We start from the raw sequence: 18,215 nt of genomic DNA on the forward strand, positions 1-18,215 counted from the left end.
GGGTGAACCGGCGCGCGCCGGTGGCGGGGGCGCTCACCGTCCCGCCTGCCGCTGCTCACGGGTGCTGCGCAGATAGACCGCGGCGAAGACCACCGCGACCACGATGAGCAGGTTGCCCACCGCCGCGCCCCGCCCGAACAGCAGTTGCTGGAAGGAGAGGTTGTACGCGTAGGTGGTCAGCGTCTGCGAGGACCCGGCGGGGCCGCCCTGGGTGAGGATCATGATCACGTCGAAGACCTTGATGGTGTAGATCAGCCCCAGCGTCAGCACCACGGCGGTGACCGGCCGCAGCAGCGGGAGCGTGATGTGCCGGAAGCGGCGCCAGGCGTTCGCGCCGTCCAGCGACGCGGCCTCGTACAGCTCCCCCGGAATGCTCTGGAGTCCGCCGTAGAGGATCACCATGTTGAAGGGGATGCCGACCCAGATGTTGACCAGCGTCACGGCGATCAGCGAGTCGTGGGTGCTGGCGAGCCACGGGATCGGATGGCCCGTCAGACCCAGGCTCAGCAGCGCGTGGTTGAGCACGCCCGAGTCGGTGTCGAGGATCCAGCGCCAGGCGGTGCCCGAGACCACCAGCGGGAGCAGCCAGGGGATCAGCAGCAGTGAGCGCAGCGGGCCGCCCAGCGGGAAGGACCGGTTGAAGAAGACCGCGAGGGCCAGGCCGATGGCGAACTGGAAGGCCAGCGAACCGGCCGTGAACAGCACGGTGTTGACGACGGTGCGGGAGAAGTGGCTGTCGTGGAGGACGGCCGTGTAGTTGTCCCAGCCGACGTACGGCGCGACGCCGGTGTAGAAGGAGGAGACGGTGTAGTTCTGGAAGCCCATCCGGACGTTGCCGGCCAGCGGGTACAGATAGAAGCCGAGGACGTAGAGCCAGGCGGGGGCGATGAAGGCGAAGGCCGCCCAGCGGCCGGTGCGGCGCCGGGGGCGGCGGCCGTGGCCGTCCTGCCGGGCGGCGACGGGCTTCGCCCGTGCCACCGGGGCGCTGCGGACAGTGGTGGACATCGGTCGGCCCCGCCTAGTTCCGCGCGGAGCGCTGCGCCTGGGCGAGCGCGGACTGCGGGCTGGTGCCGCCCGCGAGCGCGGCCTGGATCGCGTCGGCGAGCGCCTGGCTGACCTTGGGGTAGTCGGTGCCCAGTTCCGTGGTCCTGGCCCGCGCGGTGCCGACCTCCGCCACGAAGGCCGCCAACTGCGGCTGACTGGTCGCCAGTCGCGCGGCGGCCTGCTGGTTGCTGGGGATGTAGCCCGCGTCCTTGGACCACTTCAGGCTCTCCTCCTGGCCGAGCAGGCACTTCACCACGGAGACGGCCTTGGCCTCGCGCGCCGCGTTGCTGTGCCCGACCGTCCAGACCTCGCCGCCCAGCGGCACGACCGGCTTCGCGGAGGGATCGGGCACCGGTATGGGCACCACGCCGAAGCGCAGGTCCTTGGCCGCGTTGAGCGTGGGGAGCTGCCAGGGGCCGTTCACCATCATCGCCGCGTTCCCGGCGAGGAACTGGTCGTTGACGTCCGCCTGCGTCCAGGTGACCACCGATTTGGAGGCCGAGCCCGTACCGACCAGGTCCTTCCACAGCGTGAGCGCCTTGACGGCATGCGGCGAGTCCAGTGCCTTCAGGCTGGCGCCCGCGGTCCAGAAGAAGGGCTCGAACTGGAAGCTGCCCTCCTCGGTGCCGACCGCGCTGAACGCGACGCCGTAGCGGGAGCCCTTGGTCAACTTCTTCGCCGCGGCGGTCAGTTCGTCCCAGGTCTTCGGCGGCGTGAGCCCCGCCCGGGTGAACAGGTCCTTGTTGTAGTAGAGCGCCAGGCCGTTGACGCCCGGCGCGATCCCGTACGTCTGGCCGTCGTACTGCCCCGCGGCGACGATCGACGGGTACAGGCCCTCGGTGGTCAGTCCGGCCTTCGACAGCGACACCAGGCCCCCGGTGGCGGCCAGTTGCTGGAGGTCGGGGTTGTCGATCAGCGCCAGGTCGGGGAGGGTGCGGGCCGATGCCTGCTGGAGCAGTTTCGGCATGAACTGGGCGCGCGGCACCTGCTGGTGCTTGATGTGCACGCCGGACTTGGCGGCGCACTCGTCGAGTATCCGCGGCAGTTGGGTGTTCTGCGGTGCCGCGTCGTAGTAGTCGATCTCCGTCAGCGTGTCGGAGCCGGAGCCCGAACTGCCGGAGCCGGTGCCGCAGGCGGCCAGCACGAGCACCCCGGCGGCGGCCAGCGCCGCCAGCGTGCCGGGTCGGGCGGCGGTGCGGGAGAGGCGGGGGAAGGGGAGGGAGCGGCTCATCGACGTGCCTTTCGAATTGATTCGACAGTGGCGCCGCGGGCACGGGACCGCCCACCGGTCCGCGCCGTGCGTGAGGGAGTGTGGGCAAGGAAACGCAGAGGGTGGTGCGGTGTGACACCGGGTCGGTGCGGTGACACCGAGTCAGAGGGGTGACGCCCCGGTCAGAGCGGAGGCGGTAAGCGCCGGTGGACGCGCCTCAGCGGGCTGGACCCGTACTGCCGCGCACCTTCAGCGTCGGGGCGAGCAGCGTGCTCGCGGGCAGCTCCTCGCCCTTGATCCGCCGGGCCAGGCTGCGTACGGCCGCCCTGGCCAGTTCCTCGGCGGGCAGCGACACCGAGGTCAGCGGCGGGGTGCACCGCTCGGCCTCGTCGTCGGGACAGATCGCGATGACGGAGATGTCGCGCGGGACCGCGCACCCCATACCGGCGAGCCGGTCCATCACCAGCGGCAGCACGCGCTCGTTGTAGACGATCAGCGCGGTCAGTTCGGGCTCGCGGGTCAGCAGGTCGTCCAGCGCGCGGACCACCCCGCCGGGAGCGGGCTCGCACGCGGCCCAGACCGCGGTCCTGCCCCCGCTCTCCAGCGCGGCCAGCACCGACTCGCGGGCGTGCACCGCGTAGGCCACGTCACGGCCGAACGCCTCGGGCGCCTGCCCGAGGTAGCCGACCCGGGTGTGGCCCGACTCGTGCAGATGCTCCGCGCAGGCCCGCGCGGCCAGCGCGAAGTCGAAGTCGACGCGCGGCAGTCCGTGCGGGTCGTCCGGCGTGCCGACCAGCACCGCGGGGCACTTCAGCTCGGTGAGCAGCGGGATCCTGGGGTCCTGCCGCTGCACCTCCATCAGCATCACGCCGTCGACGAGCGCGCTGGCGACCGCGTCCCTGATGGCCGCCTCACCGTCGTCGTCGGTCAGCATCAGCACCTTGAGCCCGCTGTCCTGGGCCGCGGTGAGGGCGGCCCAGACGTACGGCATCTGCACCTGGTTGTGCGGGCCGTAGACCATCGGCAGGGCCATCGCGATCACACCGGTGCGGCGGGTGCGGATGGACCGCGCCCCGGCGTGCGGCCTGAACCCCAGCGTCTCGATGCTCAGTTCGACGCGCCTGATGGTCTCGGGCGAGATGGTCCGGTTGCCGCTCAGGACGTACGACACCGTGCTGCGCGAAACGCCCGCGTGCCGCGCCACATCCGCGATCGTCACCGTCATGACCGACTCCGAGTCCCTCGACTGTCGAACTGATTCGATTCGTTCGATTGGCGGTGAACGTAGCACCGGCTCCGGGCCCCGGACAAGACAGTGGACGCGACCGGAATCCGGCCGCGTCCACTCGATTCGCCCCGCGAGGCCCGCCGCTAGGCGGAGGCGGACGCCGGTTCGGCGGACGACAGCGGGGTGGCGATGTCCTCGAGCGAGCGGCCCTCGGCCTTGACCGCGAGCACCGCCGCGACCAGGCCCGCCGCGCACATCAGGGACGCGCCGATCACGAAGGCCAGCACGGTGTCGTCCACGACACCGGACTTGGTGAGGTCGGCGAAGACCAGCGGACCGCTGATGCCGCCGGCGGCCGTACCGATCGCGTAGAAGAAGGCGATGGCCATCGCGCGGGTCTCCATCGGGAAGATCTCCGAGACGGTCAGATAAGCGCTGCTGGCACCGGCGGACGCGAAGAACAGCACGACGCACCAGCACGCGGTCATCGTCGTGGCGTCCAGCGAGCCCCGGTGGAAGAGCCACGCCGTGCCGAACAGCAGGATGCCGGAGATCAGATACGTCGAGGAGATCATGATCCGGCGGCCGACGGTGTCGAAGAGCTTGCCGAGCAGCAGCGGGCCGAGGAAGTTGCCCGCCGCGATGACCGCGAAGTAGTAGCCGGTCTTGCCGGTCGAGACGCCGAAGAAGGTGGTGAGGATGGAGCCGAACCCGAAGGTGATGGCGTTGTAGAGGAACGCCTGGCCGATGAAGAGCGACAGGCCGAGCACCGCGCGCTTGGGGTACTTGTGGAAGACGGTCTTGGCGATCAGCCCGAATCCGATGCTCTTGCGCTGGTGGATGGTGATCGAGTTCTTGGCGCGCGGCAGCCGCTCGCCCTTCTCCTCCTCGATCTCCCGCTCCACCGTGCCGACCAGTTGGTCCGCCTCGTCGCCGTAGCCGTGGATGAACTGCCAGCGCGGGCTCTCCGGCACGTGCCGCCGTACCACCAGGATCACCAGACCGAGGACGACGCCGAGGGCGAAGGTGAGCCGCCAGCCGACGTCCTTGGGGAAGATGTCGGTGTTCAGCGCGACGATCGACAGCAGCGAGCCGCCGATGGCGCCGAGCCAGTAACTGCCGTTGATGATCAGGTCGACCCGGCCGCGGAATCGGGACGGGATCAGTTCGTCGATGGCCGAGTTGATCGCCGCGTACTCGCCGCCGATGCCGAAGCCGGTCAGGAAGCGGAAGGTGAAGAACCACCAGGGCTGGAAGGACAGCGCGGTCATCGCGGTCGCGGTGAGGTAGACCGCGAGGGTGACCATGAAGAGCTTCTTGCGGCCGAAGCGGTCGGTCAGCCAGCCGAAGAACAGCGCGCCCGCGCAGGAGCCCGCCACGTAGAGCGCGGCGGCGATGCCCGTGATCTGGGCGGACGTGATCGACAGCCCGCTGCCCTGTTCGGAGATCCGCCCGGCGATGTTGCCGACGGTGGTCACCTCGAGGCCGTCGAGGATCCACACGGTGCCCAGGCCGATCACGATCATCCAGTGCCAGCGCGACCACGGCAGCCGGTCGAGGCGCGCGGGGACGTCGGTGGTGATCGTGCCGCCGGACGCGGCTTCCGGCGCTGACGCCATGGGTCCCTCCTTCATGAGCCGTACCGACGGCTCAACGTGAGCCGGTCCGACAGCCCGGTCCGAGCCGGGCCGACGGCCCGACCCTTGCGCGGCTGCCCCCTTGACGTGCCGTCATGCCGCGCCGCTGCTCGCGCGCTCCAGGATCGCCACGTCGCGGGCCAGTCTCACACCGGCGCGGGCCCGTACGGCGCCGACAGCCCGCGCGTCCCCCGTATGCCACGCGCGGCACGGCTGACGTGCCCGTTCGGGCGCGGGAGCGGGCGCCGGCACGGCTGTGGGCGGTCCGCTTTTCGGTACGGGCGCGGACCGATCTTCAGACCGGCGACGCCTGGCTTTCGGACCGGCGCGGCCTGGCTTTCGGACCGGCGCGGACCGACTTTCATACGGGCGCGGACCGATCTTCGTACCGGCGCGCCACGGCGTTCGTACGGGCAACGGCCCGCTTACGGCGGAAGGTCCCGCGCGGCGGGGGGTCTGACGGGCTGCGGGGCGGGACCATGGGTCGCCCAGGGAACGCATGATCGGAGGACGGCCGCCGTGAACTCCACGCTCCGCGAGGCCCGCGACACGCTCGTACCCGACTTCGGCGGGCGGCACGGGCCGCTGCCGCCGCTGCTGCTCGGGCTCACCGTCGTGACCGGACTGGTCGACGCCTTCAGCTATCTGGCACTGGGCCGGGTCTTCGTCGCGAACATGACGGGCAACGTCGTCTTCATGGCCTTCTCGCTCGCCGGTTCCAGCGGCTTCTCGCTGACCGCCTCCGTCCTGTCGCTGCTCTCCTTCGCCGTGGGCGCGCTGGCCGCGGGGCGGCTGGCCAACCGTGTCGTGCGGCACCGGGCGCGGCTGCTGCTCGCGGTGACGGCCGGACAGGCACTGCTCGTCCTGGTCTGTTACGTGGTCGGCGAACTGGTCGACCTGCCGGCCGCCGGGTGGAGCCGCTGGTGCCTGGTCGTGCTGCTGGGCTTCGCGATGGGCGGGCAGAACGCGGTGGTACGGCGGCTGGCCGTGCCCGACCTGACGACCACGGTGCTGACCCTGACCATCACCGGCGTGGCCTCGGACAGCCGCCTGGCGGGCGGCGAGACGAGCAAGGCGGGGCGCAGGCTGCTCTCGGCGGCGGCGATGTTCCTCGGGGCCCTGGCCGGTGCCGCGCTGATCGGGCACGGGCACCGGGCGCTGCCGCTGCTCATCGCCGGTGCGGCGCTGGTCGCGGTGGCGGTGGCGTTGTTCCCGCACCGGCGCTCGGCGCTCGGCTGGACGGCGGCGGCGTGACGCGGACGCGGCTCGTGCCGAAGTTCTTTCCGCCCGGTGTAGTTTCCGGCGGTTCCCGATCGTCGTAGGGGTGGACGCACGGGAGGAAGAAGAGGCCCGTGGCCGCCGGAGGCATCGCGACCTCCGGAGTGACCGGAGAAGGAGAAGGACCATGAAGTATCTGCTGCTCATCTGCGACGACGGATCGCTGGCCGACGCGCCCGAGGAGGAGATGGACGCGATGCCGTGGGTCGCGGAGACGACCCGCAACGGCACCCGGCTGCTGGGCAGCCGCATCCGTCCGGCGCAGGACGCGACCACCGTACGGTTCAAGGACGGCGCGCCGCTGATCACGGACGGGCCCTTCGCCGAGACGAAGGAGCAGATCTGCGGCTTCGACATCATCGACTGCGCCGATCTGGACGAGGCGATCGCGATCGCCGCGAAGCATCCGGTGGCGCGGTACGGGATGGTCGAGGTGCGGCCGTTCTGGACGGAGTGACGCGAGCCGCGGGCTGACGAGGTGGCGGGGCGGAGTGAGGCGATGACGGGTCGGGACGCGGAGTCCTGGGCGGTGACCGGGGCGCACGGGGACTCCGGGCGCGGACAGGCGCGTCCCCCGTCGGGGCCGCGCCGCCCCGACCCCGTCAAGGACGCCGTCGCCGCGGCCTGGTCAGAGGAGTGGGGCCGGGTCGTGGCCGCGGTGATCGGCATGACCGGCGACTGGGACCTCGCGGAGGAGTGCGCGCAGGACGCCTTCGCGCGGGCGCTGGAGCGCTGGCCGGTCGACGGTGTGCCGCGCAGGCCCGGCGCCTGGCTGACCACCACCGCCCGCAACCGCGCCCTGGACCGGCTGCGCAGGGCGGCGAACGAGAAACGCAAGCTGCGGGAGGCGGCCGTGCTGACCCCGGTGGACGACGCCCTCCCGCCGCCCGGGAACGACGACGATCCCGTACCGGACGACCGGCTGCGGCTGATCTTCACCTGCTGCCACCCCGCGCTGCCGCTGCCGTCCCGCGTCGCGCTGACCCTGCGCACCCTGACCGGGCTGAGCACGGCGGAGATCGCGCGGGCCTTCCTGGTGCCCGAGGGCACGATGGGGCAGCGGCTCACCCGCGCCAAGAGCAAGATCCGGCACGCGGGCATCCCCTTCCGCGTGCCGCCGCGCGACCTGCTCCCGGAGCGGACCTCCGCCGTACTCGCCGTGCTGTACCTGCTGTTCAACGCCGGTTACGCGCCCAGGGCCGACACGGCGGACAGCGCCGACCAGCGGCGCGTCACGGCCGAGGCGATCCGGCTGGCCCGGCTGCTGGCCGCGCTGCTGCCGTACGAGCCGGAGGCGCGCGGACTGCTCGCGCTGATGCTGCTGCACGACGCGCGCGCCGCCGCCCGTACCGACGCGGCCGGTGACCTGGTGCCGCTCGACGAGCAGGACCGTACGGCCTGGGACCGGGACGAGATCGCCGAGGGGCTCGCCGTCGTGGAGGACGCCCTGCTCGCCCGCCGCCCGGGGCCGTACCAGGTCCAGGCCGCCATCGCCGCCTGCCACGCGAGCGCCGCCGAGGCCGCCGCCACCGACTGGCCGCAGATCGCGCTCCTCTACGGCGAACTGGCGCGCATGACGCCGGGCCCCGTGGTCGAGCTCAACCGCGCGGTCGCCGTCGCCATGGCCCGCGGGCCCGCCGCGGGCCTCGCCCTGGTCGACGCCCTCACCGCGAGCGGCCGACTCGACGGCTACCACCTGCTCCCCGCCACCCGCGCCGACCTGCTGCGCCGTCTCGGCCGCTCCGACGCGGCCGCCGACGCCTACCGCGAGGCCATCGCCCTCTCCCCCACCCCGCCCGAACGCCGCTTCCTCCTCCGCCGCCTGGCCGAGGTCGAATCCGGCACCGGAACGTCCGGCTCGACGCCTCCCACCGCCCCGGACCCGGCCGACGGCTGACGGCCGCTCCGACGCCTTCCCCTGGTAAGGGCCTTGCCGGGCGTGTCACACCCATCGCGGGGGTTTCTCCACGTCACATGAGACAACTGGTGCCTCAGGGGGAAGGGGATGAGTGCATACGTTCCGTTTCCGTGTGATCGAAAAGGTGTGAGGTCTTCCCGTGCGTCTGCCGACTGCTCCTGGTGCCGCCAGCCGAACGTCCCGCTCGCGACGGCGTGGGGTGGGGCTCGCGGTGGGGCTGATGGTCACTGTCGCGGCCTGTTCCAACGGGGGCGGGAGCGGTGACACGTCGGCCACGTCCGTGGCGCCCGGTACGACGTCGGCGTCGCCCAGCGCGGCCCCGACGACCACGGCCACGTCGGCCCGTCCGTCGGCGTCACCGTCGCCCAGCACGACGCACGCCACTCCCGTACCGCCGCCCGCGGCGAGCACGACCAAGGCGCAGGCGAGCTGCGTGGACCGGACGGCGGGCGCGATGTCGACCGCCCAGCGCGTCGGGCAGCTCTTCATGTCGGCCGTGACGTCCACCGGGATGACCGGCTCCGAGGCGTCGGCGATCACGCAGGGCAAGGTGGGCGCGGTCATCCTGATGGGCCACACCTCGGCGGGCACGCAGGCGGTCAAGGGGGTCACCGACCGGGTGCGGACGCTCGCCACCTCCGTCAAGGGCTCGAATCTGCGGCTGCTGGTCTCCACCGACCAGGAGGGCGGCGAGGTCCAGGTGCTCAACGGCCCCGGCTTCTCCAGCATGCCGAACGCGGTCACGCAGGGTCAGTGGTCCGCGTCGCGGCTCCGGCAGGAGGCGGCGACGTGGGCGGGCCAGCTCAAGGCGGCCGGGGTGAACATGAACCTGGCCCCGGTCGCGGACACGGTCCCGGCGGATCTGGTGGGCGTCAACGCGCCGATCGGCGAGCTGCACCGGGAGTACGGAAACGATCCCGCGACCGTCGCCACGCACAGCGACGCGTTTCTGCTCGGCATGCGGCAGTCCGGGGTCGTTCCCACGGCCAAGCACTTTCCCGGCCTCGGCCGGGTCCGCGGCAACACCGACCTGACGGCGGGCGTCACGGACACGGTGACCACCCGTAACGACTCCTACCTCCAGCCGTTCCGCAGCGCCATCCAGGCGGGCACGCCGTTCATCATGGTCTCGTCGGCGACCTATACGAAGATCGACCCCAAGAACCAGGCGGTCTTCTCGCGCATCGTCCTGCACGACCTGCTGCGCACCCAGCTCGGCTTCAAGGGCGCGGTCATCTCCGACGACATCGGCGCGGCCGTCGCCGTCAGCGACCGTACCCCCGCGCAGCGCGCGCTGGACTTCTTCGCCGCGGGCGGCAACATGCTGCTGACCGTCCGGCCGAGCGACATCGCGCCGATGACCGCCGCCGTCATCGACCGGCTCCCGAAGGACGCGACGCTGCGCGCCGCGGTCGACGACAGCCTGAACCGCATCCTGACCGCCAAGGTCAACGCGGGCCTGCTGAGCTGCTGAGGCGCTACGGCGCAACGTGTGACGGTGCTGCTGACGGGTGACGGTGCTCCGGGCGCGACACGGCACTTCACCGGCCGAAAACCCCGGTAAGGGTGCCCTTATGTGACCCAAGGGTGAACTGCCGGGGAATTGTGGATTCCTGACCTTGGCGCAGGTGGGTGCGCGGTCGTGAGGTGCTTAGCATGAACGGCGCCCCGTTCCACTGCACCGACATCTGGAGGTCCGGTGTGTCCGCCGAACCAGACGGCATAGCTCCGCCGCCACCGCACCGACTCCGCCGCGTGCCGATGTGGCAGGTGGCCGCGGCCGGGCTCGCCGTCGCCGGAGCGGTCACCGCGGCGGTGCTCACCGTCGGCGGCGGTGGCGGTCACACCGACAAGCACGCCGCTCCCGCCACCGCGTCGGACGGTCTGCGGCACACGGCGGTGGACGCGTCCACGGGCGGCTGCGGCCGGGGCTGGATCACGCCGAAGCCGGGCACGCAGGTCTTCGACCTGCGCAACACCGGTGCGAGCGCCACCGAGGTCTATCTGACCGACCCGCGCAGCGGGAAGGTCTACGGCGAGGTGGAGGGCCTGGCGCCGGGCATCACCCGGCCGATGGCGGTGGACCTGGGCAGCGGCTCGTACGCGTTCAAGTGCCTCCAGGAGGACACCGACGCGGTCACCGGGCCGACCGTCGTCGTACCGGGCAAGGCTCCCCGGGGTCCGGCCGCGGTGCCGGTCACCCAGCACGATCTGATCCCGCCGACGCTGGCGTACCAGCGGTGGGTCGGCGCCCGGATCGACGACCTCGCCCGCGGCGTCGGCGCCCTCAGGTCGGACATCGACGGCGGCGATCTGACCGCGGCCCGCCGCGACTGGCTGAGCGCACACCTGGTCTACGAGCGGATGGGCGCCGCGTACGGCACCTTCGGCGACGCGGACGGCGCGATCAACGGCACGGCCTCGCTCACGCCTGGCTCGGTCGCCTCCGCGGACTTCACCGGCTTCCACCGGATCGAGTACGGGCTGTGGCACGGCGCCTCCGCCGACTCGTTGCGCGGCCCGGCCGCCGCGCTGGTCAAGGACGTGGCGACGCTGCGCGACGGCTGGTCGCAGGAGCGGATGGACCCGGCCGACCTGGGACTGCGCGCGCACGAGATCGTGGAGAACGCCGAGCAGTTCGAGCTGACCGGCCGTACGGACTACGGCAGCGGCACGAATCTGGCCACGGCCCGCGCGAATCTCGACGGCACGAAGGAACTGCTCGGCCGGCTGCACGCCCTGCTCGCCCCGCGTGACCCGCGGACCGCCGAGCTCGACGCGTCGCTCAAGCGCGCGGAGCGCGACCTGGACGCCGCGCACCACGGTGGGACGTGGACGCCGCTCGACAAGCTGACACACGATCAGCGCCAGCGGATCAACGCCGACTTCGGCGATCTGCTCGAACAACTCGCCCCGGTGGCGACGATCTTCGATGTACGGAGGACGGCATGACGGACACGCACGGGCCCGTGGCGGGCGCGGGCGACCTGCGGCGGCGCGGCTTTCTGCGCGGCGCGGCGCTCGGTGTGGGCGCCGTCGGCGCGGTGGCCGGTGGCGCCGCCGCGCTGACGGGCGCGACCGCTTCCGCCGCCGGCCCGGCCCCGGCCCCGGCGGCACGCGCGAACGCCGACTTCCACGGCCCGCACCAGGCGGGCGTCACGCGGCCGGTGCAGCAGTCCTCGCTCTTCCTGTCCTTCGACGTCACCGCCGCCGACCGGCGTGAACTGACCGAGTTGCTGCACATCGTCACCGACCGGGCGAGGTTCCTGACCGGCGGCGGCACACCCGCGGCGCTCGGCATCACGGACTCGCCGTCGGACAGCGGCACGCTGGGCCCGAAGGTGCCGGGCGACGGTCTGACCGTCACCGTCGGGGTGGGCGCGTCGCTCTTCGACGAGCGGTTCGGGCTCAAGGACCGCAAGCCGCTGCGGCTGAGCACGATGCCCGCGTTCGAGGACGACGACCTCCAACCCGACTGGTGCCACGGGGACCTGAGCCTCCAGCTCTCCGCGCCGCACCCGGACACGGCGCTGCACGCGCTGCGCGACATCGCCCGGCACACCCGCGGCGGGATGCAGGTGCGCTGGCGGCTGGACGGTTTCACCAGCCCGCCGCGGCCCAGCGGCACACCGCGCAACCACATGGGTTTCAAGGACGGCACCTCCAATCCGGACATCAGCGATCCGGCCACCGCGAACGAGCTGCTCTGGGTGCGGGGCGCCGGGGGCGGCGGCGAGCCCGCCTGGACGACCGGAGGCACGTACCAGGTGGTGCGGACGATCCGGATGCTGGTGGAGTTCTGGGACCGGGTATCGATCACCGAACAGGAGCGGATGTTCGGCCGCAGCCGGGACACCGGCGCACCGCTGGACGGGACCAGGGAATTCGACACACCGCGATTCGCGCAGGATCCGACCGGCGATGTGATCCCGTTGGACAGCCATATCCGGGTCGCCAATCCGCGCACCGCGCGCACCGACAAGTCCCGTATTCTGCGCCGTGGTTACAACTACGACCGGGGTATGGACAGCAATGGCAACCTCGACATGGGGCTGATCTTCGTCTGTTATCAGCAGGACATCGAGCGGCAGTTCGCGACGGTGCAAAAGCGCCTCGCGGGTGAGCCGCTGGTGGACTACATCACCCCGTTCGGCGGCGGCTATTTCTTCGTCCTGCCGGGAGTGCGCGACCGGTCCGACTGGCTCGGCAGCGGGCTGCTCGCCTGAAACCGCAGCTCAGAGTGTAAAAGCGGGGTCAAGGCTTCCTAAGATTTTACTGACCCGCTGTTCACCCCGCCTCCACCGCTGTGCCTTTGTCATGTCGCGGACCGCCATGACGATCGCGTTCGACACCGTGCACGAATGACAGCGGCACGCGCGACGCGGCACTTAGCGGAGGCTGAGAAAGTATGAGCACCACAAGCGGTTCTGGCAGGAGCAGAGGGGCGGGCCCGCGCGTACGGGCCGCCCGGTGGGGGGCGTTCGCCGGAGCTGCGGCGCTCGTGCTGATGGGCGGGACGGCGGCGCCGGCCCTGGCCGACTCCCCGTCGCACAACGGCGGTGGCGGCACCGAGACGCCGATCAAGCACCTGGTGGTGATCTTCCAGGAGAACGTCTCCTTCGACCACTACTTCGGCAGCTACCCGGACGCGGCGAACACCGACGGCACGAAGTTCACGGCGGCCGGGAACACGCCGAAGAACATCGACACCCTCGCGCACGCCGGTCTGCTCAAGACCAACCCGAACCAGTACGCGCCCAAGCGGCTCTCCCCCGACCAGGCCGTGACCTGCGACCAGAACCACAACTACGGCCCCGAACAGTACGCGGCCAACGGCGGCAAGGCCGACGCGTACGTCCAGAACACCGAGACCAGCAAGTGTTCTGGCGGCCTGTTCGGCGAGCCCGGTCTGGTGATGGACTACTACGACGGCAACACCGTCACGGGCCTGTGGAACTACGCGCAGCACTACTCGCTGGGCGACAACTCGTACAGTTCCACGTACGGTCCGTCCACGCCGGGCGCGCTCAATCTGATCTCCGGTCAGACGCACGGTGTCATCTCGGTCGACCCGGCCTCGGGCACCGAGCACCCGAAGCAGACGGCGACGCCGGACGCGTACACGGTGGTCTCCCCCGACGCCAAGGGCGTCGGCACGGTCATCAACGACCCCGACCCGGCGTTCGACGACTGCTCGGACAACAGCCACACCGGCACCAACGCGCTGGCGGTCATGCGCGGCAAGAACGTCGGTGACCTGCTGAACTCCAAGAAGGTCACCTGGGGCTGGTTCCAGGGCGGCTTCCGTCCCTCCACCCCCTGGGACGGCAAGAGCGGCGACTACGCGAGCTGCGCCAACTCCACGCACGCCAACATCGCCGGCGCGTCCTCGGTCGACTACAGCCCGCACCACTCGCCGTTCCAGTACTACGCGTCGACGTCGAACCCGCACCACCTCGCGCCGAAGAACACCGCCGAGATCGGGCACAACGGCCAGGCGAACCACAACTACGACCTGACCGACTTCGACTCCGCGCTCAAGGCGGGCAGCCTGCCCGCCGTCAGCTTCCTCAAGGCCGCCGAGTACCAGGACGGCCACGCCGCCTACTCCGACCCGACCGACGAGCAGAACTTCCTCGTCAAGGAGATCAACGCGGTCCAGGCGTCGTCCTCCTGGAAGGACACCGCGGTCGTCGTCGCGTACGACGACTCCGACGGCTGGTACGACCACGCGTACGCCAAGCCGCAGAACGGCTCGAAGGACAGCACGGTCGGCTCCAACGGCAAGGCCGTCGACAGCCCGGCGTGCCAGGCGGGTCCCGCGTCGGCCGGTGGCTACGCGGATCGCTGCGGCCCCGGCACCCGGCAGCCGCTGCTGGTCATCTCCCCTTACAGCAAGGTGAATTCGGTCGACCACACCCGCACCGAGCAGGCGTCGATCACCAAGTTCATCGAGGACAACTGGAAGACCGGCCGGGTCGGTGACGCGTCCTTCGACAGCCGCGCCAACTCGCTGACCGGCGCGTTCGACTTCGAGCACCCGAACAACAAGCAGGTGCTGCTGAACGCCGACGGCTCCGTGAAGTCGGTCAAGGACATCGACACCCACGGCGGGGGCGGCCACGGCACCTCCGGCGGCTCCTCCTCGGGCGGCGCGAACTCGGGCGGCGCGAACTCCGGTGGCTCCAACGGCGGTTCGCACTCGGGCGGCTCGTCCGGCGGTCACAACGACGCCTCCACGCAGACCCTCGCGGAGACCGGGGGCACCTCCCCGGTCCTGCCGCTGGGCATCACCGCGGGCGTACTGCTCGTCGGCGGCGGGGCGCTCTACTACGCCCGCCGCGGCCGTCGCCGTTCGACCACCGCGGTCTGATCCGACGCTCTGCCCCAGGGCCGTTCCCGGTGCGCCTCGCGCGCGCCGGGAACGGCCCTTTTCGCCATCCGCCGCACATACCACCGCAGTCCACTGCGGCTTCATGCTCTGAAGGTATACGGAAGCGTTTCCGGGTCGGACCGGGGTGCGGGCGAGGTGCGACGGCGCGTCAAGCGGCCTGCCGCGCGGAGACGTCCTGACATACCCGCTGGTCACCGCAGTGCGTTCAACTTGTGTCACCAGCTACGACGGCTTTGCCCGGATTTCTGGAGCTTCCCCATTCGGGAGGACGCACTCTGTGCACAACTCTTGACATGGATGAAACACAGGGAGAACCATCGCGGTGTGCACCCGGGAGAGCGCTCTCACCTCAACAGGTGGGCGCCCGCCCGGACTTCACCGTTTCAGCAGCATCCTGTCGTCCGGCCACCGCAGTTCGGCCGGACGATCACCGACCCCTGCCCCCCCACGTGTGGAACCAGGAGAGTTGCTCATGCTCGCTCCCCCCTCCGGCTCGACGGCGCTGAGACCATCAGCACCGGCGAATCGGCGTAACACCGCCGCGGCGATCATCACGGCCCTGATCGCCTCGTTGCTCCTCTTCGTACCCTCGCACTCCGCCCGCGCGGCGGACACACTGCTCTCCCAGGGCAAGACCGCGACGGCGTCGTCGACCGAGAACGCGGGCACGCCCGCCTCGGCCGCGGTCGACGGCAACACCGGCACCCGCTGGTCCAGCGCCGCCTCCGACCCGCAGTGGCTCCAGGTCGACCTCGGCGCCACGGCGACCATCAGCTCCGTCACCCTCAACTGGGAGGCGGCGTACGCCAAGGCGTTCAAGATCCAGACCTCGGCCGACGGCACGAACTGGACCGACGCCTACTCCACCACCACCGCGACCGGTGGTGTCCAGACAGTCGCCGTAAACGCTTCCGGGCGTTATGTCCGTATGTACGGTACGGCGCGCGCGACCGGTTACGGTTACTCGCTCTGGGAGTTCCAGGTCTACGGCAGCACGGGCGGCGGGGGCAACCCGCCGGCCACCGGGACGCTGCTCTCGCAGGGCAAGACCGCCACCGCGTCCTCGACCGAGAACGCGGGCACGCCCGCCTCGGCCGCGGTCGACGGCAACGCCGGCACCCGCTGGTCCAGCGCGGCCAGCGACCCGCAGTGGCTCCAGGTCGACCTGGGCGCGTCCGCGACCATCAGCTCGGTCGCGCTCAACTGGGAGGCGGCGTACGCCAAGTCCTTCAAGATCCAGACCTCGGCCGACGGCACGAACTGGACCGACATCTACTCCACCACCACCGGAACGGGCGGCAACCAGACGCTCACCGTGACCGGCACCGGGCGCTACGTCCGGGTGTACGGCACGGTCCGCGCCACCGGATACGGCTACTCCCTGTGGGAGTTCCAGGTGTTCGGCACCGCGGGCAGCGGCGGTGGCGGCACCGGCCCGATCCAGGGCGGCGGCGACCTCGGCCCCAACGTCAAGGTCTTCGACCCGTCCACGCCCAACCTCCAGGGCCAGCTCGACCAGATCTTCGCCCAGCAGGAGTCCAACCAGTTCGGTGACGCCCGCTACCAGGTCTTCTTCAAGCCGGGTACGTACAACGGCATCAACGACCAGGTCGGCTTCTACACCTCGGTCTCCGGCCTGGGCAAGAACCCGGACGACGTCCAGATCAACGGTGACATCACCGTCGACGCGGGCTGGTTCAACGGCAACGCGACGCAGAACTTCTGGCGCTCGGTGGAGAACCTGGCCATCAAGCCGGTCAGCGGCGACGACCGCTGGGCCGTCGCGCAGGCCGCGCCGTTCCGCCGGATCCACGTCCAGGGCGGTCTGAACCTGGCACCGGCCGGTTACGGCTGGGCGAGTGGCGGCTACATCGCCGACAGCAAGATCGACGGCACCGTGGGCCCGTACTCGCAGCAGCAGTGGTACACCCGCGACAGCTCCATCGGCGGCTGGACCAACGGCGTGTGGAACATGGTGTTCTCGGGTGTGAAGGGCGCTCCGGCGCAGGGCTTCCCGAACCCGGTCTACACGACGCTGGCCACGACGCCGGAGTCGCGTGAGAAGCCGTACATGTACCTGGACGGCAACAACTACTCGGTGTTCGTGCCGAGCCTGCGGCAGAACGCGAGCGGCACCTCCTGGCCCAACACGCCGGGTACGTCGATCCCGCTGACGCAGTTCTACGTGGCGCACCCCGGCGACTCCGCGGCGACCATCAACGCGGCGCTCGCGCAGGGGCTGAACCTGCTGCTCACTCCGGGCATCTACCACGTGGACCAGCCGATCAACGTCACGCGCGCCAACACCGTCGTCCTCGGCCTCGGCTACGCCACGGTCGTCCCGGACAACGGCGTGGACGCGGTGAAGGTCGCCGACGTGGACGGCGTCCGGCTGGCGAGCTTCCTGATCGACGCCGGTGCGGGCAACTCGCCGCAGCTCCTCCAGGTCGGCGCGCCCGGTTCGTCCGCGAACCACTCGGCCAACCCGACCACGGTCCAGGACGTGTTCGCCCGGGTCGGCGGCGCGCGCGCCGCTCAGGCCCAGACCGCGTTCGAGATCAACAGCAATGACGTCATCATCGACCACACCTGGATCTGGCGTGCCGACCACGGCAGCGCGCCGACCGGCTGGAACGTCAACCCGGCCGACATCGGTCTGAAGGTCAACGGCAACAACGTGCTGGCGACCGGCCTGTTCGTGGAGCACTTCAAGAAGTACGACGTGGAGTGGTCCGGTCAGAACGGCAGGACGATCTTCTTCCAGAACGAGAAGGCCTACGACGCCCCGAACCAGGCGGCGGTCCAGAACGGCAGTATCCGCGGGTTCGCGGCCTACAAGGTGGACGACAACGTCACCACCCACGAGGGCTGGGGCCTCGGCAGCTACTGCAACTACACGGCCGATCCGTCGATCATCCAGGACCACGGCTTCGAGGCACCGACCACGGCGGGCGTGAAGTTCCACGACCTGTTGGTCGTCTCGCTCGGCGGCATGGGCCAATACGCCCACGTCATCAACAACACCGGGCCGGGCACGTCGGGCACCTCGACCGTACCGTCCACGGTGACGTCGTACCCGTAACCCCATGACGAAGGCCGTCATGGCGCCTGAGACCCCGTAGGCGCGTCGCCCCACAGGCGCGCCTACGGGCACCACCGAGTGCGAGGGGCCGCCGCCCTGTTCAGGGCGGCGGCCCTTCCGCATGTCCGGGAGCGGGCCGTACGGGTCCGGGCCCCTCGGCGCGCGCGGGCTCGGGCCGCTCGGCGCGTGCCGTCTCGGGCCGCTCGCGCGCGCCGTCTCGGGCCGACTCCGGGTGTTCGGGATCGCACCTAATCAGGTCAGTCGCGGACGCAACAGGCGGTCGTAGCGGCCGACTTCACGCAATATGGCGGCGTCGAATCTGCAATAACCCTTGACCTGTGCGCAAGTTGAGCACAATCCTCGGTGAGCACTCTTGGGCTCCATCCCCCCTGGCACGGGCGGCACCCCACACCGCCCGCCGAAC

At 70.9% G+C, this 18,215-nt stretch carries 12 protein-coding genes; 8 read left to right on the forward strand and 4 right to left on the reverse strand.

Going from position 1 to position 18,215, the window contains the following annotated elements; translation table 11 throughout:
• Window positions 1-33: 33 nt before the first annotated feature.
• The 4 genes from ACIOC1_RS14220 to ACIOC1_RS14235 all read right to left on the reverse strand — a co-directional run bounded on the left by ACIOC1_RS14220 (window position 34) and on the right by ACIOC1_RS14235 (window position 5,101).
• Window positions 34-1,005, reverse strand: a complete 972-nt coding sequence (locus tag ACIOC1_RS14220) for an ABC transporter permease subunit (RefSeq protein ID WP_391162172.1) — start codon at window positions 1,003-1,005, stop codon at window positions 34-36.
• Window positions 1,006-1,018: 13 nt separating this feature from the next.
• Entirely contained in the window at window positions 1,019-2,275 is a 1,257-nt protein-coding gene (locus ACIOC1_RS14225; protein WP_401854221.1) for an ABC transporter substrate-binding protein, read from the reverse strand.
• Between the two features lie 196 nt (window positions 2,276-2,471).
• Window positions 2,472-3,479, reverse strand: a complete 1,008-nt coding sequence (locus tag ACIOC1_RS14230; protein WP_391052369.1) for a substrate-binding domain-containing protein — start codon at window positions 3,477-3,479, stop codon at window positions 2,472-2,474.
• Between the two features lie 146 nt (window positions 3,480-3,625).
• Complete coding sequence (locus ACIOC1_RS14235; RefSeq protein ID WP_355345865.1) at window positions 3,626-5,101, reverse strand: MFS transporter; 1,476 nt, start codon at window positions 5,099-5,101, stop codon at window positions 3,626-3,628.
• Window positions 5,102-5,638: 537 nt separating this feature from the next.
• Between ACIOC1_RS14235 and ACIOC1_RS14240 the strand changes: the two genes are divergently transcribed.
• The 8 genes from ACIOC1_RS14240 (at window position 5,639) to ACIOC1_RS14275 (ending at window position 17,791) form a co-directional block, all read left to right on the forward strand.
• The gene (locus ACIOC1_RS14240; protein ID WP_355345862.1) at window positions 5,639-6,373 is read left to right on the forward strand and encodes a YoaK family protein; all 735 of its coding nucleotides are present in this window, start codon (window positions 5,639-5,641) and stop codon (window positions 6,371-6,373) included.
• Between the two features lie 151 nt (window positions 6,374-6,524).
• On the forward strand, window positions 6,525-6,854 hold the full coding sequence (locus tag ACIOC1_RS14245; protein ID WP_391117591.1) for a YciI family protein: 330 nt from the start codon (window positions 6,525-6,527) through the stop codon (window positions 6,852-6,854).
• 42 nt (window positions 6,855-6,896) lie between these two features.
• On the forward strand, window positions 6,897-8,294 hold the full coding sequence (locus tag ACIOC1_RS14250; protein WP_401722587.1) for an RNA polymerase sigma factor: 1,398 nt from the start codon (window positions 6,897-6,899) through the stop codon (window positions 8,292-8,294).
• 241 nt (window positions 8,295-8,535) lie between these two features.
• Window positions 8,536-9,789, forward strand: a complete 1,254-nt coding sequence (locus ACIOC1_RS14255) for a glycoside hydrolase family 3 N-terminal domain-containing protein (protein ID WP_401854224.1) — start codon at window positions 8,536-8,538, stop codon at window positions 9,787-9,789.
• 287 nt (window positions 9,790-10,076) lie between these two features.
• The gene (locus ACIOC1_RS14260; RefSeq protein ID WP_391162234.1) at window positions 10,077-11,267 is read left to right on the forward strand and encodes an imelysin family protein; all 1,191 of its coding nucleotides are present in this window, start codon (window positions 10,077-10,079) and stop codon (window positions 11,265-11,267) included.
• Window positions 11,264-12,541, forward strand: coding sequence for an iron uptake transporter deferrochelatase/peroxidase subunit (efeB, locus tag ACIOC1_RS14265; protein ID WP_401854226.1), 1,278 nt, complete (start codon window positions 11,264-11,266; stop codon window positions 12,539-12,541). Before ACIOC1_RS14260 ends, efeB begins: the two co-directional genes overlap by 4 nt.
• A gap of 182 nt (window positions 12,542-12,723) precedes the next feature.
• The gene (locus ACIOC1_RS14270) at window positions 12,724-14,688 is read left to right on the forward strand and encodes an alkaline phosphatase family protein (protein ID WP_401854228.1); all 1,965 of its coding nucleotides are present in this window, start codon (window positions 12,724-12,726) and stop codon (window positions 14,686-14,688) included.
• 493 nt (window positions 14,689-15,181) lie between these two features.
• Window positions 15,182-17,791, forward strand: coding sequence for a discoidin domain-containing protein (locus ACIOC1_RS14275; RefSeq protein ID WP_355345842.1), 2,610 nt, complete (start codon window positions 15,182-15,184; stop codon window positions 17,789-17,791).
• Window positions 17,792-18,215 lie beyond the last annotated feature (424 nt).

This window comes from Streptomyces sp. NPDC088197 (genome assembly GCF_044741185.1).
Lineage (GTDB): Bacteria > Actinomycetota > Actinomycetes > Streptomycetales > Streptomycetaceae > Actinacidiphila.